The sequence below is a fragment of the Acidovorax sp. ST3 genome, assembly GCF_003231145.1.
GTDB lineage: Bacteria > Pseudomonadota > Gammaproteobacteria > Burkholderiales > Burkholderiaceae_C > Acidovorax.
The window spans coordinates 538067-562850 of the sequence record NZ_QKVP01000004.1; the positions used below are offsets into that span (position 1 = coordinate 538067).

The 24784-nt window shown below is 60.0% G+C and carries 23 protein-coding genes; 15 read left to right on the forward strand and 8 right to left on the reverse strand.

What is annotated here, in order from left to right:
• Positions 1-31: 31 nt before the first annotated feature.
• Positions 32-964, reverse strand: coding sequence for an N-acetyl-gamma-glutamyl-phosphate reductase (gene argC, locus DNK89_RS15145; RefSeq protein WP_015016296.1), 933 nt, complete (start codon positions 962-964; stop codon positions 32-34).
• Between the two features lie 204 nt (positions 965-1168).
• Between argC and sucC the strand changes: the two genes are divergently transcribed.
• From sucC to DNK89_RS15195, 10 genes are all read left to right on the forward strand, one after another.
• The gene (gene sucC / locus DNK89_RS15150) at positions 1169-2329 is read left to right on the forward strand and encodes an ADP-forming succinate--CoA ligase subunit beta (RefSeq protein WP_015016295.1); all 1161 of its coding nucleotides are present in this window, start codon (positions 1169-1171) and stop codon (positions 2327-2329) included.
• 15 nt (positions 2330-2344) lie between these two features.
• Positions 2345-3241, forward strand: a complete 897-nt coding sequence (gene sucD, locus DNK89_RS15155; protein WP_015016294.1) for a succinate--CoA ligase subunit alpha — start codon at positions 2345-2347, stop codon at positions 3239-3241.
• Between the two features lie 144 nt (positions 3242-3385).
• The gene (locus DNK89_RS15160) at positions 3386-4072 is read left to right on the forward strand and encodes a TerC family protein (protein ID WP_110960770.1); all 687 of its coding nucleotides are present in this window, start codon (positions 3386-3388) and stop codon (positions 4070-4072) included.
• 270 nt (positions 4073-4342) lie between these two features.
• The gene (locus DNK89_RS15165; RefSeq protein ID WP_238990825.1) at positions 4343-6976 is read left to right on the forward strand and encodes a CHASE2 domain-containing serine/threonine-protein kinase; all 2634 of its coding nucleotides are present in this window, start codon (positions 4343-4345) and stop codon (positions 6974-6976) included.
• 17 nt (positions 6977-6993) lie between these two features.
• Positions 6994-7782, forward strand: a complete 789-nt coding sequence (locus DNK89_RS15170) for a Stp1/IreP family PP2C-type Ser/Thr phosphatase (protein WP_015016291.1) — start codon at positions 6994-6996, stop codon at positions 7780-7782.
• Positions 7783-7823: 41 nt separating this feature from the next.
• On the forward strand, positions 7824-8474 hold the full coding sequence (locus DNK89_RS15175; protein ID WP_110960771.1) for an FHA domain-containing protein: 651 nt from the start codon (positions 7824-7826) through the stop codon (positions 8472-8474).
• A gap of 72 nt (positions 8475-8546) precedes the next feature.
• Positions 8547-10811, forward strand: a complete 2265-nt coding sequence (locus DNK89_RS15180; RefSeq protein WP_110960772.1) for a CHASE2 domain-containing protein — start codon at positions 8547-8549, stop codon at positions 10809-10811.
• 10 nt (positions 10812-10821) lie between these two features.
• Complete coding sequence (locus tag DNK89_RS15185) at positions 10822-11610, forward strand: 3',5'-cyclic-nucleotide phosphodiesterase (RefSeq protein WP_110960773.1); 789 nt, start codon at positions 10822-10824, stop codon at positions 11608-11610.
• Between the two features lie 317 nt (positions 11611-11927).
• Positions 11928-12425 (forward strand): pilin, encoded by a 498-nt coding sequence (locus DNK89_RS15190; RefSeq protein ID WP_110960774.1) that lies wholly within the window; start codon positions 11928-11930, stop codon positions 12423-12425.
• Between the two features lie 111 nt (positions 12426-12536).
• Positions 12537-14264, forward strand: a complete 1728-nt coding sequence (locus tag DNK89_RS15195) for a PglL family O-oligosaccharyltransferase (protein WP_110960775.1) — start codon at positions 12537-12539, stop codon at positions 14262-14264.
• 55 nt (positions 14265-14319) lie between these two features.
• Here the strand turns inward: DNK89_RS15195 and moaC are convergent, their stop codons facing one another.
• Positions 14320-14808 (reverse strand): cyclic pyranopterin monophosphate synthase MoaC, encoded by a 489-nt coding sequence (moaC, locus tag DNK89_RS15200; protein ID WP_110960776.1) that lies wholly within the window; start codon positions 14806-14808, stop codon positions 14320-14322.
• A 65-nt stretch (positions 14809-14873) separates the two neighbouring features.
• Here moaC and tfpZ point away from each other — a divergent pair, with 65 nt between their 5' ends.
• On the forward strand, positions 14874-15632 hold the full coding sequence (gene tfpZ / locus DNK89_RS15205; RefSeq protein WP_110960777.1) for a TfpX/TfpZ family type IV pilin accessory protein: 759 nt from the start codon (positions 14874-14876) through the stop codon (positions 15630-15632).
• Positions 15632-17170, forward strand: coding sequence for a M48 family metalloprotease (locus DNK89_RS15210; RefSeq protein WP_110960778.1), 1539 nt, complete (start codon positions 15632-15634; stop codon positions 17168-17170). Before tfpZ ends, DNK89_RS15210 begins: the two co-directional genes overlap by 1 nt.
• Here the strand turns inward: DNK89_RS15210 and DNK89_RS15215 are convergent.
• The 3 genes from DNK89_RS15215 to DNK89_RS15225 all read right to left on the reverse strand — a co-directional run bounded on the left by DNK89_RS15215 (position 17138) and on the right by DNK89_RS15225 (position 18866).
• A complete protein-coding gene (locus DNK89_RS15215) occupies positions 17138-17491 on the reverse strand; it encodes a phage holin family protein (protein WP_056056593.1) in 354 nt (117 codons plus the stop codon). The two genes, DNK89_RS15210 and DNK89_RS15215, sit on opposite strands and share 33 nt — an antisense overlap.
• A gap of 74 nt (positions 17492-17565) precedes the next feature.
• Positions 17566-18024, reverse strand: a complete 459-nt coding sequence (locus DNK89_RS15220; RefSeq protein ID WP_056056591.1) for a hypothetical protein — start codon at positions 18022-18024, stop codon at positions 17566-17568.
• Between the two features lie 86 nt (positions 18025-18110).
• Complete coding sequence (locus tag DNK89_RS15225; protein WP_056056589.1) at positions 18111-18866, reverse strand: TerC family protein; 756 nt, start codon at positions 18864-18866, stop codon at positions 18111-18113.
• Positions 18867-19390: 524 nt separating this feature from the next.
• Between DNK89_RS15225 and DNK89_RS15230 the strand changes: the two genes are divergently transcribed.
• A complete protein-coding gene (locus DNK89_RS15230; protein WP_110960779.1) occupies positions 19391-19831 on the forward strand; it encodes a DUF3717 domain-containing protein in 441 nt (146 codons plus the stop codon).
• Between the two features lie 52 nt (positions 19832-19883).
• Positions 19884-20189, forward strand: coding sequence for a hypothetical protein (locus tag DNK89_RS15235; protein WP_056056585.1), 306 nt, complete (start codon positions 19884-19886; stop codon positions 20187-20189).
• A gap of 84 nt (positions 20190-20273) precedes the next feature.
• On the opposite strand, the gene DNK89_RS15240 is transcribed toward DNK89_RS15235, so the two are convergent.
• From DNK89_RS15240 to purB, 3 genes are read right to left on the reverse strand one after another with little or no spacing between them, the layout of a single operon-like run.
• On the reverse strand, positions 20274-20834 hold the full coding sequence (locus tag DNK89_RS15240) for a YaeQ family protein (protein ID WP_110960780.1): 561 nt from the start codon (positions 20832-20834) through the stop codon (positions 20274-20276).
• Positions 20835-20836: 2 nt separating this feature from the next.
• Positions 20837-22525 carry a hypothetical protein gene (locus DNK89_RS15245; RefSeq protein WP_153064289.1) on the reverse strand — a complete coding sequence of 563 codons (1689 nt, stop codon included), beginning with the start codon at positions 22523-22525 and terminating at the stop codon, positions 20837-20839.
• Between the two features lie 45 nt (positions 22526-22570).
• Entirely contained in the window at positions 22571-23950 is a 1380-nt protein-coding gene (gene purB, locus DNK89_RS15250) for an adenylosuccinate lyase (protein ID WP_110960782.1), read from the reverse strand.
• A 131-nt stretch (positions 23951-24081) separates the two neighbouring features.
• Between purB and DNK89_RS15255 the strand changes: the two genes are divergently transcribed.
• Positions 24082-24696: a glutathione S-transferase N-terminal domain-containing protein gene (locus DNK89_RS15255; protein WP_056643959.1), complete on the forward strand. Its 615-nt coding sequence runs from the start codon at positions 24082-24084 to the stop codon at positions 24694-24696.
• The last annotated feature ends 88 nt before the right edge of the window (positions 24697-24784 follow it).

Genomic DNA, 24784 nt, shown 5'->3' on the forward strand with positions numbered 1-24784 from the left:
TTTCGCCCCCTTCTGAAGCGCTGGGGTATGGTTACACGCCCAGCATCAACTGCAGGTTCTGCACGGCGGCACCGCTGGCGCCCTTGCCCAGGTTGTCCAGGCGCGCAATGACCACGGCTTGCCGGTATTGCTCGTTGGCAAACACGCGCAGTTCCAGCTTGTTGGTGTCGGTCAGCGTGTCGGCCGCCAGCTTCAAATCGCCGGTGGGCGGCAGCACGCTCACCCATTGTTCGGGCGTGTTGGTGCGGCTGTAGTGGGCAGCCAGCGCGTCGTGCAGGTCGCTGGCCTTGGGGGCGCCGGGCAGCAGGTCCAGGTGTAGCGGCAACTGCACCAGCATGCCCTGGCGGAAGTTGCCCACGGCGGGGATGAACACCGGGCGGCGTGTGAGCCCGGTGTAGCGCAGGATCTCGGGGATGTGCTTGTGCGACAGGCCCAGCGCATACGCCTCATAGGGCGCTGCGGTGCCCGCCTCGTAGGCTTCGATCATCGTGCGGCCACCGCCGGAGTAGCCCGACACCGAGGGCAGGCTCAAGGGGTAGTCCGCAGGGATCAGCCCCGCATCGACCAGCGGGCGCAAGATGGCAATGGCCCCTGTGGCGTAGCAGCCGGGGTTGGATACGCGGCTGGCTTCGCGCACTGCCTGTGCCTGCGATGCTGCGAGTTCTGGAAACCCGTACACCCAGCCATCGGCCGTGCGGTGCGCGGTGCTGGCATCGATGACCTTGACTTTGCGGCCCGAGCTGCGCTCGATCTCGTCCACCATGGCCACGGTGTCGCGCGCGGCGTCGTCGTGCAGGCACAGCACCACCAGATCCACCCCCGCGATCAGGTCGCGCTTGGCGGCAGGATCTTTGCGCAGCTCGGGCGCAATGCTGACCAGCTCGATCTGCGGCATGGCCTGCAGACGCTCGCGGATCTGCAGGCCTGTGGTGCCGGCTTCGCCATCAATAAAGACTTTGGACATGGAGGTGCTCCTGCAAAAAAGGGACGGCAGCGTCTGCCGGCAAAAGGGATGGGAAAGGCTGCGACGCCAACCCTGGATGTAAGCCAGGCACAAGGATGGTGCGTTGCAGCATGATACAGTCGCAGGTTGCCATGTCCCAAGCCCGCGGCCAGACAACTGTTCATGGTAAACGGGTAACTACCACCCTTCCCTGAGAGAGACCTCATGAAGATTCACGAATACCAAGGCAAGGAAATCTTGCGCAATTTTGGTGTGCCCGTTCCGCGTGGCATTCCCGCATTCACGGTGCAAGAAGCCGTGGAAGCAGCCCAGAAGCTCGGCGGCCCCGTGTGGGTGGTCAAGGCCCAGATCCACGCCGGTGGCCGTGGCAAGGGCGGCGGCGTGAAGGTTGCCAAGACCATTGACGACGTGAAGGCTCGCGCCAGCGAAATCCTGGGCATGCAACTGGTCACGCACCAGACCGGCCCTGAAGGCCAGAAGGTCCGCCGCCTGTACATCGAAGACGGCGCCGACATCAAGAACGAACTGTACGTTTCGCTGGTCACCGACCGCGCCACGCAGAAGGTCGCCCTGATCGCTTCGAGCGAAGGCGGCATGGATATCGAAGAGGTGGCCCACTCCACGCCCGAGAAGATCGTCACCGAGATGATCGACCCGCTGACCGGCATCACTGAAGCGCAAAGCCGCAAGGTCGCTGCTGCCATCGGCCTGACCGGCGCTTCCATCGACCAGGCTGTGGACATCTTCGCCAAGATCTACAAGTGCTACATGGACACCGATGCGTCGCTGGTGGAAATCAACCCGCTGAACTGCGACTCCAAGGGCAACCTGATGGCCCTGGACGCGAAGTTCAACTTTGACGCCAACGCCCTGTTCCGCCACCCCGAAATCGTGGCCTTCCGCGATCTGGACGAAGAAGACCCTGCCGAGGTCGAAGCCTCCAAGTTCGACCTGGCATACATCAGCCTGGACGGCAACATCGGCTGCCTGGTGAACGGCGCGGGCCTGGCCATGGCCACCATGGACACCATCAAGCTGTTCGGCGGCGAGCCAGCCAACTTCCTGGACGTGGGCGGCGGTGCTACCCCCGAGAAGGTCACCGAAGCCTTCAAGATCATGCTCAAGAACCCCAAGGTCAAGGGCATTCTGGTCAACATCTTCGGCGGCATCATGAAGTGCGACACGATCGCCACCGGCGTGATCACCGCTTGCAAGGCTGTGAACCTGAACGTGCCGCTGGTCGTGCGCATGAAGGGCACGAACGAAGAGCTGGGCAAGAAGATGCTGGCCGAGTCCGGCCTGCCCATCATCGCTGCAGACACCATGGCCGAAGCTGCGACCAAGATCGTTGCTGCCGTCAAGTAAGCCCGGAGAACACACATGTCGATCTACATCAACAAAGACACCAAGGTCATCACCCAGGGCATCACGGGCAAGACTGGCCAGTTCCACACTGAAAAGTGCCAGGAATACGCGAACGGCAAGAACGCTTTCGTGGCGGGCGTGAACCCCAAGAAGGCCGGCGAGTCGATCTTCAACATCCCAATCTACGCCTCCGTCAAGGAAGCCGCCCAGCAGACCGGCGCCACCGTGTCGGTGATCTATGTGCCTCCTGCAGGCGCTGCGGACGCGATCTGGGAAGCCGTCGAAGCCGACCTGGACCTGGCCATCTGCATCACCGAAGGCATTCCCGTCAAGGACATGCTGATGGTGCGCAACAAGATGAAGGCCAAGGAAGCTGCCGGTGGCAAGAAGACCCTGCTGCTGGGCCCCAACTGCCCTGGCCTGATCACGCCTGACGAAATCAAGATCGGCATCATGCCCGGTCACATCCACCGCAAGGGACGTATTGGCGTGGTGTCCCGCTCGGGCACGCTGACATACGAAGCCGTGGCCATGCTGACCGAAGTGGGTCTGGGCCAGTCGAGCGCCGTGGGCATTGGTGGGGACCCCATCAACGGCCTCAAGCACATCGACGTGATGAAGGCTTTCAACGACGATCCGGACACCGACGCCGTGATCATGATCGGCGAAATCGGCGGTCCTGACGAAGCCGAAGCCGCCCAATGGTGCAAGGCCAACATGAAGAAGCCCGTGGTCGGTTTCATCGCTGGCGTGACGGCCCCTCCCGGCAAGCGCATGGGCCACGCTGGCGCGCTGATCTCCGGCGGTGCTGACACGGCCGACGCCAAGCTCGCCATCATGGAAGAGTCGGGCTTCGTCATCACGCGCAACCCGTCTGAACTGGGCAAGCTGCTCAAGGCCCAGCTGAAGTAAGTTGCCTTGCCCTGTCGCGACCGTAAGCACAATTACGGACGCGGCGCTCGGCACAGACCGCTAGACTGGCGGCTCCAACAAAAAGAGAAGCGCTCGGAACCCCGGTTCCGGGCGCTTCTTGCATTCATAACAGTGGAGTCAGTCATGGAGTTTCTGCAAAGCGCCGATTTCTGGATCGGCCTGGTGAAGATCGTCTGGATCAACATCATTCTTTCGGGCGATAACGCGGTGGTCATCGCGCTGGCTGCCCGGTCCCTTCCCCCCCATCAGCAAAAGAAAGCCGTGTTCTGGGGCTCTGGCGCCGCCGTGGTTCTGCGGATCTTGCTGACGGTGGTGGCGGCCAAGCTGCTGGAGCTGTCGTTCCTGCAGATCGTGGGCGGCTGCCTGTTGCTGTGGATTGGCTATCAGCTGCTCAGCGATGACGAGGAGGAAGAGGGAGAGTCCAAGACCTATGGCAGCCTGATGGCCGCCGTTCGCACCATCCTCATTGCCGACCTGGTGATGAGCCTCGACAACGTGATCGCCGTGGCCGCTGCGGCCCAGGGCAACGTGGTGCTGCTGGTGCTGGGCTTGGCCATCAGCATTCCGCTGGTCATCTTTGGCAGCACCCTTATGATCAAGCTCATGGAGCGTTTCCCCATCATCGTGGTGCTGGGCGCTGCCCTGATTGGCTGGGTGGGTGGTGAAACCATCGCCAGCGATGCTATCTTGCACGACTATGCGGTGGCGCATCCCGCACTGCACTATGTGGCGGCCGCACTCGGCGCTGCGCTGGTCGTAGGCGTCGGCAAGTTCTGGCGCAAGGGGTCGAACAGCGCCTCCGTCACCTGATGGCTGAAGCTGCGGCCGGGGCTTGCGCGCAGGCCTCGGCTGCTGTGTCAGATACAACGTGTGACAAAAATGGCACGGCAGTCACTTTCCATGGAAAGGCTGCGTGACAAGAACGGCACCTGACGCTGCCCCGGGGGGCCGATTCGCCGCCCATCCCCTTGTCTCTGCTGTCCCGACTGCCTGTGTTTGCCTGGGCGCGGTTATTGCTTGAAACCCACCCAATACTGAGTGGAACAACAGCAAGTGGGACGAAAAACCTCGGCGCGGCGGATGGGTGGATGGCGTACCGATGGCTTGTGGGGCGGATTGGTGGCATTGGCTGTTGCAGGCCTGTGCGCAGTGACGGGCGCATCGCTCACGCTTGAACATAAGCTCTACGACGCGGCCATCCGCACTTCGTCACCCGCCCCGCTGGCCGACGTGGTGATTGTGGGCATCGACGATGCCAGCCTGGCTGCACAGGGCCCGTCGCCCTGGTCGCGCGACATCCATGCCCGCTTGATTGATCGCCTGTCCGCAGCCGGTGCCCAAACCGTTGTTTACACTCCCGCGTTCACGCAGCCCCAGAGTGACAGGGGGTTGGCCTATCTGCGCAAAATCCGCGACACCCTGTCAACCTCGACAGAAATAACCCCGCTGACAGCCGAACTGGGCCGCGTGGTGGGAGAGGCAGAAGCCGCACTGGACGGAGATGCGCGTCTGACGGCATCCATCCAGCGGGCGGGCAATGTGTTCCTGGCCTCGCGGTATGAAAATGCGGGTGCTGCAGCCCCTCTGCCCGCGTACGTACGCCGCAGCACGGCACCCGACCCGGGTACGACTGCAACCACGCTGCAATCCGCGCAGCACCCCATCCCGTCGCTGGGAACGGTGGCTGCGGGAGTGGGGCATGTGTACGCAGAGCCCGACAACGACGGCCGTGTGCGCCAGATTCCTCTGCTGCTTCGCTACGACAGCGTCGGGGTGCCGTCCTTGGCGTTGCTGGCGGTACAACACAGCCTGCACCTGGGCCTGGATGACCTTCGGGCGCTGGATGCGTTGGAGGGCTTGCGCCTAGGCGGGTTGAACATTCCCAGCAATGCAGGAGTCATGCTGCGCCCTCGCTGGCAGGTGTCCGGTGACGGTGCAGGTACATTCCCAACGCTCTCAGCTGCAAATGTGCTCGACGGAACTGCTCCCACCGGCAGCCTCAAGGGCAAGATCGTGCTGGTGGGCGAAATGACAGATGCGCCGGGCGCTACCGCAGTGAGGGTGGGAGAGCGTCTCGTCCATCCCGTGGAGGAGCTTGCGCAAGCCGTGTCGTCCATGCGCCTCGGATTGGGGGTAGTCGAACCAGGCTGGGCCATGCCGGTCACCTGGCTGGTGTTAGCGCTGGCGCTGCTCTATGTGGTGCTGGTAGCGCCCCGTTTGGCGCGGCCCTTGGTGGTGGCGGTGGGGGCCGGGCTCGTGCTTGCGGGTGTTGCCACGGAGTGGACGCTTTTGCGTTACGGCGGTTTGTGGCTTTCTTTGCTGTTGCCTGTTCTGGCCGTACTGACCGGTACCACCGTCGTGGCACTTTTGCACCGGGGGCAGCGCAGCGAAACCTCCGCGCGCTCTGCCGAAGCCGCCGAAGCCGACCGCATGATGGGCTTGGCCCTGCAAGGCCAAGGGCAGCTGGACATGGCCTTTGAGCGCTTGCGCAAGGTGCCTGCCAGCGGCGCACTTCTGGACAATCTCTACCATCTGGCGGAGGACTTCGAACGCAAGCGCCACTTCGGCAAGGCGCAGGCGGTATACGAACATATCCTGCGCCATGACCGGCACTACAAGGACGCTCGCAGCCGCTACAAGCGTGCCAAGGCGCAGGCTCAAGGGGGGGCGCAAGCTCCGCAGGGCGCCACAGACTCTTTGCCTGGCGCCTCCGCCGCAACACCCCGCCTGCCAGGCGATGCGAGCGTCGGCGTGCCCATGTTGGGCCGCTACCAGATTGATCGCGAAATTGGCAAAGGTGCCATGGGGGTGGTGTATCTGGGGCGCGATCCCAAGATCGGCCGCGTCGTGGCCATCAAGACGCTGGCCTTGGGACAGGAGTTTGAAGGCGATGCCTTGATTGATGCGCGCGCGCGGTTTTTCCGCGAGGCCGAAACTGCGGGGCGATTGCAGCATCCGAACATCGTCACCATTTTTGATGCCGGCGAGGAGCATGACTTGGCCTACATCGCCATGGAGTTCCTCAAAGGCGAGGATCTGACCCATGCTTGCGGCCAGGACCGGCTGCTGCCAGTTTCCACCGTGCTCTCCATTGCGGCCAGGGTGGCCGATGCGCTGGACTATGCCCATGCCCACAACGTGGTGCACCGCGATATCAAGCCGGCCAACATCATGTTTGACAGCGGTACCGACGCGGTGAAGGTGACGGACTTCGGCATTGCGCGGATCACGGATTCGAGCAAGACCCGCACGGGGCTCGTTCTGGGGACCCCCAGCTTCATGTCCCCGGAGCAATTGGCCGGAAAGAAGGTCGACGGGCGTTCGGATCTTTATTCGCTGGGTATCACCCTCTTCCAGTTGCTGACGGGTACGCTCCCGCTGCGGGGTGCGTCCATGACCGAGCTGATGCACAAGATTGCGAGCGTGGAGGCTCCCGATGTGCGGCAGCTGCGCCCTGAACTTTCAGCGGCAGTGGCCAAGGTGGTGGCGCTGTCGTTGCAAAAGCGCCCTGAGGCACGCTATCAGACCGGGCGGCAGTTTGCGGCGGACCTGCGGCAGGCCCTGGCGGGCGACGCGCAATCCAGCACTGAGGCAGTCGTCTATGATGCGGACCGCGATGCAACAGGGCAAGAAATGGCGGATTTTCAGGAAACCGTGATGGAGCCCCCCGCCGTGCGGGGTGCGGCAGCCCCGCCGATTTCGGGCGCCCCATGACGCACGCCTCCACATCCATGACCTACGAATTCACTGCGCGGACCGACAAGGGCCGCGTGCGTTCCAACAACGAAGACGCGGTCGCCGTTGACCGCGATGCGCAGGTCGCGATACTGGCCGATGGCATGGGCGGCTACAACGCGGGTGAGGTGGCCAGCGGCATGGCCACCACCTTCATCCGTACCGAGATGGCCCGCTGGCTGGCCCAAGCAGGTGCAAGCCCTCAGTCCACGGACGTGCGCAGGGCGCTGGAAATCTGCGTCGAGAACGCCAACCATGCCATTTTGGGAGCGTCGCTCTCTAACCCGCAGTACGCGGGCATGGGCACGACGCTGGTGGTGGCGGTGTTCCACGGCAGCCGCCTGATCCTGGGGCATATCGGCGATTCCCGCTGCTACCGCCTGCGCGATGGTGCTTTGCAGCAAATCACGCGCGACCATTCCTGGTTGCAGGAGCAGGTCGATGCAGGGCTGTTGACGGCGCAGCAGGCGGCCCTGTCTTCCAATCGCAATCTGGTGACGCGGGCCCTGGGTGTGGAGCCCAATGTGCTGATGGAAGTCAACGAGTTCCAGGTGGCGCCGAATGACCTGTTCCTGCTGTGCTCCGACGGACTCACCGACATGGTGTCCGATTCGGATCTGGCGGAGCTGGTACGGGCGCCCATGCCTTTGGAAGAAAAAGCGACACTGCTCATTGACACCGCCAATGCCAACGGTGGTCGTGATAACGTGAGCGTGCTGCTGGTGCAGGCTGCCGCAGGAGGCAAGAAGCGCGGCCTCATGTCCCGATTGCTAGGGGCCTCTTGAACGGCCCGAACTACAACAATTCATCACATCAGGAGTGGATCATGCCGAGAATGATCGTTTCAATCGACGGCGTTGTTATCAAGGAAGTGCAGCTGACCAAGGAGCGGACTACGCTTGGTCGGCGCCCATACAACGACATCGTGATCGACAACCTCGCGGTGAGCGGTGAACATGCGGTGCTCCACATGGTGGGACACGATGTGGAGATTGAGGATCTGGGCAGCACGAACGGCACCTACGTGAATGCGAAGGCCGTCAAGCGCCAGGAGCTGCGCAATGGCGACACGGTCGAGGTGGGCAAGTACAAGATCCGCTTTTTGCAGGATGCCGAAGGTCAGAATTTCGAGAAGACCATGATCTTCAAGCCCGGCATGGTGCCGCCTGCAGTGGCCGCCGCCAGGCCCGCGCCAGCCGCCCCTGCGCCCGCTCCGATTTCAGCGGTGATTCGTGTCATGTCGGGCGCTGCAGCGGGGCGCGAGGTGTCCTTGCAAAAGGTCGTGACTACTATTGGCAAGCCTGGCGTGGCCGTGGCATCCATCACCAAGCGGCACCAAGGTTTTGTCCTGTCTCACGTGGAGGGGCCTGAAATGCCGCTGCTCAACGGTGCGGCCATTGGTGCTTCGCCCGTACCTCTCAAGCACGGTGATCGCCTGGAGCTGGCTGGCACCGAAATGCAGTTCGAACAGACCTGATGCCTGGCATGGGCCCGCGCCATGGCCGCGGGCCTCTGCTGACCTGAATCTTCTCTCCTTGCGCGTGGACCCATGCTGCAGTCCCTGTCGCACCTGTTCCGCCGACGCTGGCGGCGCATTGCAGTCACTCTGATACCGCTGGTTTTTGCACTGCTGCATGTGGCCGATGTGCTCCACCTTCAGGTGTTGGAGAGACTGGACAACATCATCTACGACACCCGCCTGCGGGTGACCATGCCTCGAACGCTGGACGAGCGCATCGTCATTGTCGATATCGACGAGAAAAGTCTGGGGCGTGTGGGCCAATGGCCCTGGCGCAGGGACAAAATGGCCGCGCTAGTGCGCGAACTGTTTGAGCGCCAGCAAGTGTCGGTCATCGGGTTTGACGTTCTGTTTGCCGAGTCCGACGAGAGTTCAGGTCTCTCTACGTTGCAAGAGCTGGCCCAAGGCCCTTTGCGCAGCCAGCCGGCCTTCCAGGAGCAACTGAAAAGACTGGCACCGTCGCTGGACTACGACGCGCTTTTTGCGCAGTCCTTGCGTGGGCAGCCCGTGGTGCTGGGCTACTACCTGTCGGGCGAAGACCGCGACGGCATCACGAAAGGCATGCTGCCGGACCCTGCGCTCCCGTTGGAGCGATTACGGGGCCTGCCGCTGGGAGCAACCACCTGGCGCGGCTATAGCAGCAACATCGAGGCGCTGACCCGCGCAGCGCCTGCTGCTGGGTTCTTCAACTCCATCACGGACGAGGACGGGGTCGTTCGCTCCTTGCCGTTGTTGGCCGAGTACCAAGGGCAGTATTACGAGTCGCTGGCGCTGGCCATGTTCCGCACAGCCATCGGGTTGCCAGAAATCCATCCGGGCTTTGTGAACCCCACACCGGTTGGGACGCATGATTTGCTGCAAAGCATCGTGTTGCGACAGGACGGTCGCACGCTGGCGCTCCCTGTAGACCAGCAACTGGCCACCCTCATTCCTTATCGGGGACCGGGAGATGCTAAAGGGGGCTCCTTTCGGTACATCTCAGCGTCGGACGTTCTGGATGGCGTGCTCCCACCTGGCCAGCTCAAGGATCAATTGGTGCTGGTCGGGTCCACCGCGCCTGGCTTGCTCGATTTGCGTGTGACGCCAGTGGGCAGAACCTACCCTGGCGTAGAAACCCATGCCAACGTGTTGTCGGCATTTCTAGATGGCAAAAGCATCGTTCGGCCCGACTATGCCGCCGGGTTCGATGTGCTGCAGCTCCTCTGCGCAGGGCTACTTTTGGCGGTGGCATTGCCACTCTTGTCTGCATCTTCAGCGGTCTTGCTGAGCGCCGGCGTGGTTTCTGCGCTAGTGGGGCTGAACCTGTGGATGTACATTGCGCAAGGTTTGGCGTTGCCACTGGCTACGGCGGTGGTGATGTCCATGTTGGCCTTCGCGCTCAACATGGCCTACGGTTATTTTGTGGAGAGCCGGTCTAAGCGCGAACTCGCAGCGCTGTTCAGCGCCTATGTGCCTCCAGAGCTGGTGGCCGAAATGGTCAAGCAGCCAGAGCACTACAGCATGCAGGCCACCAACCGGGAGCTGACGGTGATGTTCTGCGACATGCGCGGCTTCACCGCCATGTCTGAGAGGATGGAGCCTTTGCAACTGCAAGGGTTGCTGAATGAAGTGTTCAGCAAGCTCACCCATATCATCCGCAGCCACCGCGGCACCATCGACAAATACATGGGCGACTGCGTCATGGCGTTTTGGGGTGCGCCCGTGGCGACGCCAGACCACGCGCAGCTGGCGGTGACTGCGGCCCTGGAAATGTCGCAGGCCATTGGGCAGATCAACGCCAATCATCGCCAGCGCGGCCTGCCCGAGATCGGAGTGGGCATTGGGCTCAATACGGGCGTCATGTGCGTGGGAGATATGGGCTCGGACATCCGGCGCAGCTACACAGTCATCGGGGATGCGGTCAACCTGGGCTCGCGCCTGGAGGGGCTGTCCAAACACTACGGCACGTCGATTGTGGTGAGTGAATCTGCCATGCAGCTCGCCCCTCAGTTTGCATGGCAGGCCATGGATCGCGTTCGTGTCAAGGGCAAGGCGCAGGCCGTACCGATTTACCAGCCGCTGGCGCCCCGGGATCACCTACCCGCCGAACTCGCCGAAGAACTGGTGGTATGGGAGGGTTTTCTGCGAGCCTATGCGGCACAGGAATGGGCACAATGCGACAAGCTGATGGCGCAGTTGAGAGGCCTCAGACCTCGTTGCACTCTCTACGAGTTGTATGCTGCACGGGTCGAAGGCCTGCGTGGGTTGCCTTTTAATCCTGACTGGGACAGCGCCACCAATTTCGATACCAAGTAGAGGGTTCTACATGAAGGTTCGTGTGCTGGGGTGTTCCGGCGCTATTGCCAAGGACTGTCGCACGACATCGTTCTTGATTGGTGACAGCATCTTGCTCGATGCTGGCACCGGCGTGGGCGACCTGACGCTGGAAGAGATGGGCAAGATTGACCATGTGTTGCTGACCCATTCCCACCTGGATCACATCGCCGCGCTGCCCTTGATGCTCGACGCGGTGTCGTCACAGCGTAGTCGTCCGGTGCAAGTGCACGCCCTGGCTGCCACCATCTCTGCGCTGCAGACGCATGTCTTCAACAACGTCATCTGGCCGGATTTCAGCGCGATACCGTCTGCTGCATCCCCATTTCTGCAGTATCAAGCTTTTGTATGCGGTGACGTACTGAGCATCTCAGGTGTTCAGATCGAAGTGCTGCCAGCCCACCATACCGTCCCTGCCGTGGGGTTTGCCGTGCAAGGAGATTCTGGGTGGTGGGTTTTCAGCGGTGACACCGAACGCAATCCCCCATTCTGGAATCGGATCAACACATTGAAGGTGGCTTGTTTAGTGATCGAAACAGCCTTCAGCAATCGTGAAAGAGATCTGGCCCGGCGAAGTCTGCATCTCTCCCCCGAGGCCTTGGCGCAGGAGCTAGCTCATATCCCGGCAGCTAACCACTACCCCATCTACATCACGCACACCAAGCCGTCGGAAACCTCGCTCATCGTTGATGAAATCAAGCGGTTTGACTCCAGCACAAGCATTGATCAAAACCAGCATGACATCCGTTGGTTGACTGCAGGGCAAACGATGCTGGTGTAAGGAGACGGGGATGGGTTGTGACAATACTGAGCGACAAAAATGTAATGCCGAGACAGTTTGAGTTCGCTTGACCTGCAGGCTTAGATATAAGAGGGCTAGCACTTGCGGGCAGCGTCTTCACGGAATACGCAGCGAGGGCGCTTGATGAACTGGTCTTCGTGGAGGCCCCACTTTGGCTGTGAGGTCGATACGAAGAAATATTAGTGGCCTGCACGTATGGTCTCTCCTAGCGGTTTGGGCTGAACAGTGAGTAGATGTTGGCTAGGCACAGCAATTGCATTACTACCGCGCATTTGCAATTTTTCTAGGAGTTCTTCATGAAGCGTTCTATCCAAAAGGGTTTCACCCTGATCGAATTGATGATCGTGGTCGCGATCATCGGTATCTTGGCTGCTGTGGCGTTGCCTGCGTATCAGGACTACACCATCCGGGCTAAAGTGTCTGAGGTGATTCTGGCGGGCTCTCAGTGCCGTACCAGCATCACGGAGACGATTCAGAGCATTTCCAGTAATGTTCTGCCTGCTGCTGATACATGGGGCTGCGAGCAAAATACCGCCAACGTTGCTGCCAGCAAGCCGACAAAGTATGTTCAGTCCATCCGGACGAGCAACACGGGTGCTGTGACTATTACCTCCTCTGACGATGCTAGCCTCAAAGAGGCTGCGAGCAAGACAATCATCATGACTCCTTACTTGACTGAGTCCACAGCGATTGCAAACAATAACATCAACGTTGTTGTTTACAAGTGGGTGTGCGGCCCTGGTGGTGCAGCGCCCATGCCTGCAAAGTATCTGCCTGGTTCTTGCCGCGGCTAATGGTTAATACGTGAATTCTGTCCTTAAGACAGATGTTTCCCGAAGAAGCGGTGTGCCGTCAGGTACGCCGCTTTCTTCTTTGTTGTCAATCATTTTTTGACACCTTCTGCTATGGAAAAAACGCTCCTTTGGGCTGGCGTGGTCTCGTGTATTGCCTACTTGCTGCCAAACCACTACTCCCCATGGTTGAGCTTTCACCAAGAGATGGCTGCGGCAATCGCGTTTGCTCCTCTATTGGCATGGGGAATTGTGAGAAGCTCCCATGTTCCAGCGATCACATATGGTGCCATTGTTTTAGCTGTAGTTCCAATATTGCAAATAGCTGCTGGGAAACTTTATTTCTCCACTGATGGGTGGATGTCGTGTCTTTATCTTCTGGGCTTCGCGCTATCTTCCCATGCGGGCGCTCAATGTGTACAAATAGTACCTCCGTCTCCAAAAAAATCCGACCTACCGGCAGTCGAGGTCTTGTGGACGGCGCTATTGGTTGCAGCCCTGCTTTCTGCCCTAATCGCATTTCACCAATGGCTCCTACCAACGCATCAGGGCATTTTCATTGTTGAAATGCCCCCACGTAGTCGACCATTTGGTAACTTGGCTCAACCGAACCAGCTCGCGACACTAATATTGCTCGGTGCTGCCGGTTTAATGTATCTATGGGAAGCGCGTCGATTGCGTGCATGCTACGCCATACTTGCGATTGTCCTGCTGCTCTGGGCGCTAGTAATGACTGGGTCGCGCTCCGTGCTACTTGCACTTCTTTGGTTACTGCCGGCTTATGCGCTCATGCGCAAGCGTTGCCATTTGCGCACTAGTCCGACCGCAATCCTCTTGATCTTATCTTTCTATTTGGGAATGACTTGGCTGTGGCCGGTCCTGGATGAATGGCTTCTGCTGGGTTCAGGTGTGAATACGGCCTTGGAGCGCATGAGTACACCAGGCATTCGCCAAGTGATTTGGGTTTCTCTTGGGGATGCAATAGGAAGGGCGCCATGGTTTGGTTATGGATGGGGGCAAATAAGTGTGGCTCAAATAGCAGTCGCCTTGAATCACCCTCCTACGCATCTGTTGCTTGAAAGCTCCCACAACCTGCTACTTGATCTAGCACTTTGGAATGGTCTGCCGGTTGCAATTCTCGTGGTCATCGGACTTGCATTCTGGTTTTTTCACCAAGTAAGAAGTTGTGACAGTCCTACAAGCTGGGCGACTCTTTTGGGTGTCGCCGTGGTTTTTAACCATGCGATGGTGGAATATCCTTTGAGCTATGCATATTTCTTGCTACCTGTCGGATTTTTCATGGGGTTCTTGTCACGTGAAAAATGTATGCCTTTGAATGCGGCATGCAGATCATATCTAACTCCAATGACGCGAGGCGTTCTTTTCGGTCTTGGAGTTTTTGCGGCGGGCTTAACATCATCCGCTGCGATCGAATATTTTCCAATGGAGGCTGATTGGAGTTTGATGCGCTTTCAGGAGGCGCGGATAGGAGACCTTGAAAAAACTGAACCACCTCGTGCAATTCTGCTAATTGGTCTACAACAATTCCTAAAATTTTCTCGCACTGAAGCTAGATCAGGCATGTCAGAGGAGGAGCTTGAATGGATGCGTCGAGTGTCTGAGCGTTTCGCCTACGCCGCGCCCATGTTTAAATACGCCTCGGCCCTATCACTCAATGATCGTCCAGAGGATGCTGCGATGACGCTGAAAAAATTGTGTTTTATGCAGCCCAAGAGCGTATGTGAGAGTGCAAAAAAGCATTGGGAAGTTCTCGCTAAGGGCAAACACCCTGAACTAGGGAAAACAAACTTTCCCAGTACTGAGTTTCTAATTGAACAATAAGCAGTTTGGGCGATTCTCTACCGTCTAATGGGTGCTCTCGTAAACTGCGCACCACCTAGCATGCTACAAAGCTCCCTGAATTCCCTCCATGCTTCTCCTTGACTCGTACGTCGCGGATTATCATCCCCCGATCTACTGCCTTACACATGTCGTAGATGGTGAGTAATGCAATCTGCACAGCGGTGAGCGCTTCCATTTCGACGCCAGTTGGGCCAATCGTTTCTACAGTTGCAGTACATGTTATGCCGATAGCATCCGATTCGTTTGCACGAACTGATGCAAATTCAACTGCGACCCGAGTTAACGCTAGAGGATGACACAGCGGTATAAGATCGCTGGTTTTTTTTGCTCCCTGAATGCCTGCAATACGAGCTATGCCCAACACATCCCCTTTGTGGGCAGTGCCAGACTCAATCAGCGCTAACGTTTCTGGCAACATTTCAATATGACCGCTAGCCACAGCGACGCGATGGGTCGCTTTTTTGCCAGCGACGTCCACCATGTGGGCCTGACCTTGGGCATCGAAGTGAGTGAGCGTGGACATGCGTTAAAAAGCGGCGGCGAACAACCGGCGGTTGAACAATCATCAAATGAAAGAATCATACGCCCATGCAGAACTGGAAAAGACGTTTGCGCGCCAGCGGCATCCACCTAAGTATTAGCCTTTGTGTTGCTTCTTTGGCTGCCATTCTTGTATTTGGGTTGTGGTATCCCTACCCGTACCGCGAAATCTCCGGAGGGCGAGCGCTTTTCTTCCTCGTGGCGGGCGTGGATGTAGTCATGGGGCCGCTCATTACTTTGATCATCTTTAACAGCACTAAGCCCCGGCAAGAGATGGCTATGGACTTCACCGTTGTTGGCTTGTTGCAGATGGCTGCTCTCAGCTACGGTCTGTGGACGGTTTTTGTGGCACGTCCGGTACACCTTGTTTTTGAGTACTCCCGCATGAGCGTAGTTCATGCCATTGAAGTGGATCCAGTTTTTTTGGACAAGGCGCCTGCATCACTGCAGAAGTTACCCGTTACTGGTCCTACTGCGATTACGTTGCGTCCTTTCAGGGATGCTGCGGAGGAGTTTGACGCCACGATGGCTGCTATCGGTGGTGTTCCGCTGGCGGCGCGCACAGATTTATGGAGGCCCTATGCTGATGGCACTGTGCGGATACTCGAGGCGGCAAAGCCAGCGGCAGATCTGATTTCCCGCTTCCCCAATCATTCCGCGCTTATTGGGAGTGCCATAGAACGTACAGGAAAGTCGATAACACAGTTGCGAACCCTGCCGCTAGTGGGCCGCGACCATGTGTGGACTGTCCTGTTGGACAGCAACACCGCCGAACCACTGGAGTTCCTTCCTTTGGACTCTCTTTGATGCGAATTTCGAAGCGAAGTCATATTGTTCTGCTTGTGAGGAAGGCACCCTTCATTGTGGCGCTAGCTTTGGTGTTCTGCCTGAACCCTATTGCAGCCCCAACTACCCTCCCTACCCTCGGCGACACCAGCGACCTCACCACAAGCGCCGAGCGCCGCTTGGGCGACCGCATCATCCGCGAGTTGTACCGCGACCCAGACTACGTTGATGACCCGGTCGTGGCCGACTATGTGCAGGGAATCTGGCAGCCTCTCCTTTCAGCGGCCAAGACACGCGGTGAACTTAGCATCGAGCTGGACGAACGCTTTGCCTGGGAAATCCTGCTGGGACGCGATCGCACGGTGAATGCTTTCGCTTTGCCCGGTGGGTACCTGGGGGTGCATCTGGGGTTGATCGGTGTGGTGGCCACGCGCGATGAACTGGCCTCGGTACTGGCGCACGAGCTGAGCCATGTGACCCAGCGTCACATCTCGCGACTGATCACGCAGCAGAGCAAGCAGACGCCCTTGCTGCTGGGGGCCATGGTGCTGGGTGCGCTTGCGGCCAGCAAGAACCCAGGCGCCACGCAGGCCCTGGTCCTGGGAGGCCAGGCCTTGGCCATTCAGAATCAGCTCAATTTCTCGCGGGACATGGAGCGTGAGGCGGACCGCATTGGCTACGGGCTGATGGCCCCCGCAGGTTTTGCGCCCCAAGGGTTTGTGAGCATGTTTGAAAAGCTGCAGCAAGCCAATCGACTCAATGACAATGGGTCCTGGCCTTATTTGCGCAGCCACCCGCTGACCACGGAGCGTATGGCAGACATGCAGTCGCGCATCCCTCCGGGTGCAGCATCTGCGCCGGGCACCGCAATGCAGGTTTCCAGCGAACACGCCATGGTGGCTGCGCGGGCGCGTGTGCTGTCTAACCCCGGAGTGGATACCTTGCGCCAGTGGATCGCGGAGCCCAAGGGCTCTGGGTTTCAGTCGCAGCCACTTCCGCGACGGGCCGGCGCGCTGTATGCGGCGGCGTTGGCAAGCAGCCAGTTGCGTGATGCGGCAAATGCGCGTCTGATCACGCGCCAACTGGACGACTTGGTGCGACAGGACGCCGCTGCGCATCGCCTGGCACGCCTGTTGGTGGCAGAGACCGAATTGGCAGCTGGCGATGCATCTGCGGCCCTGCCGTCCATTCCAGATGGCACCAACGCACGCAGGCCAGAACTTGTGTTGCGTACCCAAGCCCTGCTGCGCGCCAACCGACCCGCTGACGCCACGCAAGCCTTGCAAACCTGGGTGGCAACCCACCCCAAGGATGCGACTGTATGGCAACTACTGGCGTCCACCTGGCAAGCACAAGGCCAGGCGCTCAGGGCGATTCGTGCGGAGGCCGAAGCGCAGGCTGCGCGCTATGACTATGCCGCCGCTGTAGACCGGTTCAAGGCCGGCCAGGATATGGCTCGCCGAGGCGGTGCGGCAGTGGACCACATTGAGGCCTCCATCATCGACACGCGTCTGCGCTCGATGGAGTCACTTCTTCGCGAACAGGCCGCCGAGCGCTGATTCGATGACCAAGCCCAGCACCGAGTAGATCAGCGAACCCAGCAGTGCAGCCCCAAAACCGGCGACGTGGAAGCCGTCCAGCACGCTGGCCGCTGCCCAGAACATGAGTGCGTTGATGACGAAGAGAAACAGCCCGACCGTAACGATGGTGACGGGTAACGTGAGTACGACCAGCACCGGTCGCAGCACCACATTGAACAGGCCGATCACGAAGGCCGCGATCAGCGCCGAGGTGAAGCTTTTCACCTCCACACCGCTGTAGATGTAAGCCACAAACAGCAGCGATGCAGCGCTGAGCAGCCATTTCAGAAGAAGTCGCATGGCCGGAGAATAGCACTGGCCTGCTGTGCCGCAATCATTGGATGTGGCTTGCCTGGCCACACACACCTACCGGCCTATTCGAGCGCCAGCACCCACAACACACCAAAGCCGGTGAGCACGCTGCCTAGCGTGCCCGACAGTGACGACCAGCGCCCGTCCACGCGGCCAGTGGGCTGCACAGGCTCGGACTTGGGTCGGCGCGCGTCCACCACGGGTGCGGTCACCATGCCGCCGGCATCTGCCTGAAGTTGAGCCGTGAGCTCGGCCAACGGGCCCTTGGCCACCACGGTGGTTACAGCCCCCGAGGGGGTATGAAGTGTCGGAACAATTTGTGCGAACAGCTTATCCGCCCACTTGGTACGCCAGTTCTCGCGGGTGCTGTGGCTCACCCATTTGCTGACACGGTGGGTCATGCGTGGCGCACACGCTACCAGCACCCAATGGGTGTGTGCGCTGGCTGGGCGCCCACACAGGGGTGCCAGCACTTGCTGTGCGTACGCTGCGTCGTCTACATACACGATGACTCTGTCCATACCCACCTCCAGGTGTGATGCTGACCACAGGGGAGCGGTATGGCCCCCTGCGCCGCGTCAGATGCAATGCAATTCGCGTGAAGCGGTCAGTGCCCAGCCGGTGCCGAGCCAGCACTGGCACGGCGAGCCAGGATGATCTTGCCCGCCAGCAAAACCAGCAGCGCACCGGCCACACTGGCCCCGTACTTCACGACATCGGTGACTTCGCCGCTCACGCTATCGACGGGCATCTTGAGCATCCACTGCCACTTGTCAGGGTTGGCGAGGGCTGGGTCGGTGACCAGCATGCCGCCGGCAATCCAGCCCAGCAGCATGCCACCCAGCGTGATGATGAGGGGAAACCGCTCCATGAGCTTGATGACCAGCTGACTCCCCCAGACGATGATCGGGATAGAGATCAGCAGACCCAGCACCACCAGCAGGAACGAATGGTCGCCTGCGTTCTGGGCCGCGCCGGCAATAGCGATCACGTTGTCCACGCTCATGACCAGGTCGGCCACGATGATGGTCTTGATGGCAGCCAGCAGCTTGTCGCTGCCTTGCACGTCGCCATGGCCCTCTTCATCGGGAGCCAGCAGCTTCACACCGATCCACACCAGAAGCAGCGCGCCCACGAACTTGAGGAAGGGCAGCGCCAGCAAGGTCATCGCAAAGGCGATCAGGATCACGCGCAGCACGATGGCGCCCGCAGTGCCCCAGATGATGCCCTTGGTGCGTTGTGCAGGGGGCAGTTTGCGGCAGGCCAGGGCAATGACCACGGCGTTGTCACCACCCAGCAGGATGTCGATGATGATGATCTGGCCGAGTGCGAGCCAGAATTCGGGCGAAGCCAAAAAGTCCATAAATTCCTCAATGTCAGCGGCGCGAAACGAGGATCCTGGCGCCACTGTAGCGCCGAGTCCCCCGCAGGGATAGGGGGCTTACGGTGACCTGGTCAAGGAAGGCTTGCCCCAGACAGGGGAGACATGGCAAGCGAAGAGACGGCCTTGATCAGCCCACGGTGGGCCCATCAAAGGTCTTGCTCAGTTCTACACAAGCTGGTTGTGCGTGAACCCGGATTGCCGGAAGCAAAGCTTCGTATTGACGACAAATCCGATGCCTTGTGCTGCTCAAGCCCGGATGGCGGTGGGCTGGCTGGCAAGGCGGGAGCTACTCCCCTTCGAGACCGCGATTGGAACATTACCGGCGAGGCAGCGCAAGGGCCGGGGTGTTGTGGTTACTGCGTACACGCCGGGGTGGGGCTGGGCGTGCTGCCTCGCCCGGGGAGATACGACGGATACCACCACTGCCAGCATCCCTTGTGGCGGGCCGCTATCATCCAGCCCCTCTTGTGCCCCTGCGCTTGCGCGTCCCTTGTCCCCCTTTCATGGCTGCCATCCACATCACCGACATCGAAGCTGCCATCAATCACTGGCGGCACCGCGCGCCCGCATCACCCGATGGGTTGGGTCTGGCGCCTGAGGTCCAGGCCCTGGGGGAGGTCTATGCGCTGATGGTCTACGGGCACACCACAGAGATCGACGAGGACAGCCTGCCTTCCGCAGCCATGGCGGCATGGCAGGCCTGGTACGACACGACGCCCGACACACCTTGCATCGCGATTTGCTCCACCAGCCAAGGCGACGACCTGTGCAAGGGCTGCGGGCGCACCTTCGACGAGGTGCAATTCTGGCCCTCGTACACTCCGACGGAAAAGCGGGGGGTGTGGCGCCGTATCACGCTGGAGCACTCGGCCTGGCGTTTCAACCGATATGCCGAGCGCGCTGCAGAGGGCGTGACCGCGCCAGGGGCGCCAACGGCGGGGTAGGTTGATGGGCGATGGGCTGTACGCTCGCCCGGCAAACCGCTAAGGTGGCGCCATGCTGCGCCTGACCCAAGCTCCGAACATCGCCATCGCCACCCTGTGGGCGGATCTGCTGTGCGAAGCGGGCATGACGGCCTCTGTGCAGCGCCAGTACCTGGGCGCTGCCGCCGGACACCTGCCACCCGATCAGTGCCTGCCCGAGATCTGGCTGGACCACGAAGAGCACGCTGCGCGTGCACAAGCCTTGCTGCAAGAGTTACACAACCTGCCGCAGCGCCACTGGGCCTGTCTCTGTGGCGAGTTGGTGGAAGGCGGTTTTGAACAGTGCTGGAATTGCGGAGCGTTCATGCCGCGCGACTGACGGCATTGGGTGGTTTGCTATATATTTAATAGCAATTGCGGCATATTCCTCTGGCGCTACCAGGGATTTTGCCCCAAAACGCCCTCACTTCCAGCGTACAGGCTCCACATGCACGCTGCCTTGTGTGCTGCTGAGGGTGATGGATCCTTCCTGCACTGTGGCCTGCAGCTGCATGCTGCGCTCGGCCAGCTGTGCCAGCGCCTGCGACGCCTCGGTCGGAATGCGCCAGACCTGCAGCTTGTCGAGCCGCGAAAGCTTGGTTTCAATGCCCTTCCACCAGATCTCGGCCGCGTGGTTGAAGCAGTACACGATCACCGAGTCGGCCTTGCTGCAGGCTTTGGTCAGGGGCTTGTCTTCCGGCTGCCCTACTTCGATCCACACGCGTTTACGGCCGGTAAAGTCCGTCAGCGATGCATCTGGGTCATCCGGGTCTGACAGCCCTGCGCCGAACGCGAGTGTGGCGTCGCCATTGCACAGGTCATTGAGCTGGTGCGCCTGAATGGCCAGGGCTGCCAGCCGCACCATCATGCGGTCGTCGGTTTCGCTGGGGTGGCGTGCCAGGGTGAGCGCATGGTCGGCGTAGTAGCCGTGGTCGATGTCGGCGATCGCAAGGTTCGCTTTGAATATCGTGGATTTGATCGCCATTCTCAGCGGGTTCCTTCAACAAATACTTCTACGTCAGCGCCTTTGCTCCGACGTTTCTCAATAACATATCGGGCTGAAAAACTCCCCAGGCGCGCGGCAGTTTGCAGCGCATCTTCAGCACCAGGGTGTCGCAGGGCATGAAGCGCGCGAAATCTTTCAAACCAAATTCGCGCTTCGTCCTGGGGAGTCAACCGCTCGGCGTTTTCCAGATCAGAAAGTGCTTCTTGAGGGCGACCTATCCGAGTGAGCGTAGTCGCGCGGGCAAGGTAGAAACTGGAGTTTCCGGGGCTCAATTCGATGGCCTTGCTGATATCCAGCAGTGCACCTTCCATGTTGCCCTTCTGGAAACGCTCGTTGCCCCGATTGAAGAAGATCCGGCTCGCTCCTGCAACTTCAGGTTTTGGGAGTTTGGCAGCAGCATCTTCCCAGAGAGCTGCCCTTGAAGAAAAGCTATCAAGCCGGTCTTGCGACTGCACGAACAAAAGAGGGAGCACCAAGACGCCAAGTGCAAGTGTCATACGCCACGGTAGGTGTCGTGCCAAAGCGGCGACCGTCGCAGCATACCCAATGGCCCAGATATAGCTACGGTAGAGCACATACGGCTCCTGAAAGCGTACAAGACTGAACTCAACCATAAACAGCAAAGCGCTGAATGCGAGACCAAAAGCGAACAAGCGGTGCTTGCCCGTCCGCAGCGAAAAGCCTGCCACCACAGAAGGCACGGCGACAAACAGGCCCAATTGCAGCAAAGCGCTAGCGGAGGTCCAGGGTTGAAGAAAATCGACCCGCAAGTCTGCGGACATTCTGGTTGTGGAAGGTGCCAACCACTGCAGCCAGTATTGGTAGTAAAGCTGGGCCTGCGTGTAGGCCGAAAACAGCCATCGATCGCCGCGACCCTCGAATGCAGGCAGGCCGTATATTTCACCTGCTAGGTCGCTCAGTCTGGGTTCGTACGGTTGGCCAACGAATCCCATCCCTACGCTAAACACCAGTGCAATGGCGGGCAAATTTGCGCCGATGAAGGTGGCGCAAATTTGTACCGTGCGCCGATCCATGCGCTCCAGCATCAGAACAAGGGACAAGGCTGCAAACGGAACAGTCACGGAATGTTCTTTGCACAGCATGGCCAATGACGACATCAGCGCTGCTCGCAGTGCCTTGAAAAAGCTGCCCTCCTGCAGCGCCATTAGCAAATATCGCAGGCTGATCAGTGAGAACAGCGCGGCCATGACAGTGGTGCGCTGAATGAGGTAGCCTGCTGCATACACGGCTACCGGATGCGCCACAAAGACAATAGCCAGCAATGCCGCAACGACGTCGGCCTGCTCTCGATCTGCGGGTTCGTTTCGGCCCACATCCAGAAGCAGTAGCTGCTTGAGCAATTGGTAGAGCTGCCAAGCGACCAGAATGTGAAGCATCAAGCTGATGAGCCGATGCGCCTCCATGCTGCCGAACTGTGTTTGTACCCAGCCAAGAGTGAAGTAAGGTAACGACCGGGTCAGCAGTTCCCAGGGCTCTATTGCCGCAGTGGTGAGCCGGGACGTGAAGAAGAGATTGCCGTCGTCAAAAACAAACGGATTCTCCAGGTACGGGCCGTACAGCGTCGCCGCGACGGCTGAAACCAAGACAAAAACAAGCAGAGCAAACCATGATTCCTTTGACCAACGCCCCCGAGTGAAAGGCGCCGTCATCCAGGTGCTCTCTTGGTTTTACTGCGCTGCCACATGGCGGTATTGCTACACCCGGCGTGCCAGCTCAGCCGCCTTGCCCACATAGCTGCCGGGCGTCATAGCCAGCAAGCGGTCTTTTTCAGCCTGGGGAATCTCCAGCGACTGGATCAGTCCGTGCAGCGCTTCTGCCGTAACGGTTTTGCCCCGGGTCACTTCCTTGAGCTTTTCGTAGGCGCCTTGCACACCAAAGCGGCGCATCACCGTCTGGATGGGCTCGGCCAGCACTTCCCAGGACGCGTCCAGGTCTTCGGCCAGGGCTTCTTCGTTGATTTCGAGTTTGTTCAGGCCCGTGAGCAGCGAGGCGTAGGCCAGCGTGGCATAACCCAGGGCCACACCCATGTTGCGCAGCACTGTGCTGTCGGTCAGGTCGCGCTGCCAGCGACTGATGGGCAGCTTTTCGGACAGGTGCTTGAGCAGTGCGTTGGCCAGGCCCAGGTTGCCTTCGGCGTTCTCGAAGTCGATGGGGTTGACCTTGTGCGGCATGGTGGACGAGCCAATTTCGCCTGCCTTCAGGCGCTGCTTGAAGTAGCCCAGGCTCACATAGCCCCAGATGTCGCGCGAGAGGTCGATCAGGATGGTGTTGGCACGGGCCACGGCGTCGAACAGCTCGGCCATGTAGTCGTGCGGCTCGATCTGGATGCTGTAAGGCTGGAAGGTCAGGCCCAGGCCCAGCGGTTCGGGGGTCTCAATCACCTTCTTGCTGAAGGCTTCCCAGTCGAACTCGGGCCAGGCGGACAGGTGGGCGTTGTAATTGCCCACGGCGCCGTTCATCTTGCCCATGATCTTGACGGCGGCGATCTTCTCGCAGGCCGTTTGCAGACGCATCAGCACGTTGGCCATTTCCTTGCCCACGGTGGTGGGGCTGGCGGTCTGGCCGTGGGTGCGGCTGAGCATGGGCACATCGGCAAAGGCGTGGGCCATTTCGCGCAGCTTAAGCATGATGCGGTCCAGGCCCGGCAGGATGACCTGGTCGCGGCCCGAGCGCAGCTGCAGTGCGTGGCTGGTGTTGTTGATGTCTTCGCTGGTGCAGGCAAAGTGCACGAATTCGGAGGCCTTTTCCAGCTCAGGACGGGCTTCGAACTTGCTCTTGATCCAATATTCGACCGCCTTCACGTCGTGGTTGGTGGTCTTTTCGATCTCCTTGATGGCCGCAGCGTCGGCTTCGGAGAAGTTCTTGACCAGGCCTAGCAAGTAAGCACGTGCTCCGGTGGTGAGGGGCTTGAATTCAGCAAAACCCGCATCCGACAGCGCAATGAACCAGGCCACTTCCACCTGCACGCGGCGGTGCATGTAGCCGTGTTCGCTCATGATCGGGCGCAGGGCGGCAAGTTTGGGGGCGTAACGGCCGTCAAGCGGCGACAGGGCGGTGATGGTGGACAGGCTCATGGCGCGCCATTGTAGGCGGGGCGGGTTGGCGGGGTTTGTGGGGGCGGCGCATCAGTCAGCCTCACGCCGGGTCGCTGTCGATAGAATCAAACCCGAATTGTTCAGCATCCCCGCGCACTGGAAGACACACCATGAAATTGATCGGAGCCACCACCAGCCCCTACGTGCGCAAGGTACGTATCGTGATGGCTGAGAAAAAGCTCGACTACCAGTTCGTGCAAGAAAACGTCTGGGCAGACGACACCCACATCTCCGCCTCCAACCCCCTGGGCAAGGTGCCCTGCCTGGTAATGGAAGGCGGCGAGGCCGTGTTTGATTCGCGTGTCATCGTGGAATACCTCGACACCCTGTCGCCCGTGGGCAAGCTCATCCCCACCCAGGGCCGCGAACGTGCCGAGGTCAAGACCTGGGAGGCCCTGGCCGACGGCGTGATGGACGCCGGCATCCTGGCCCGCCTGGAAGCCACTTGGGTCCATCGCAAGGACAGCGAACGCAGCCAGGCCTGGATCGACCGCCAGTTGCTCAAGGTGAACGATGGTCTCAAGTCCATGAGCCAGGGCCTGGGCGACAAGCCCTATTGCAGCGGCATCCACCTGAGCCTGTCCGACATTGCGGTGGGCTGTGCGTTGGGCTGGCTGGAGTTCCGTTTTCCCGAGATCGCCTGGCGCAACGAATACCCCAACCTGGGCAAGCTGCTCGACAAACTGATGCAGCGCCCCAGCTTCGCTGACACCAAGCCTGCCTGACCCGGTCCCACGGCCGCCGCAAGGCTCCGGCGAGCCCGTCCTGCCGCAGTGTGCGGCGGGTCTTTGTGCCGTTCAATCCTCCGCTTGC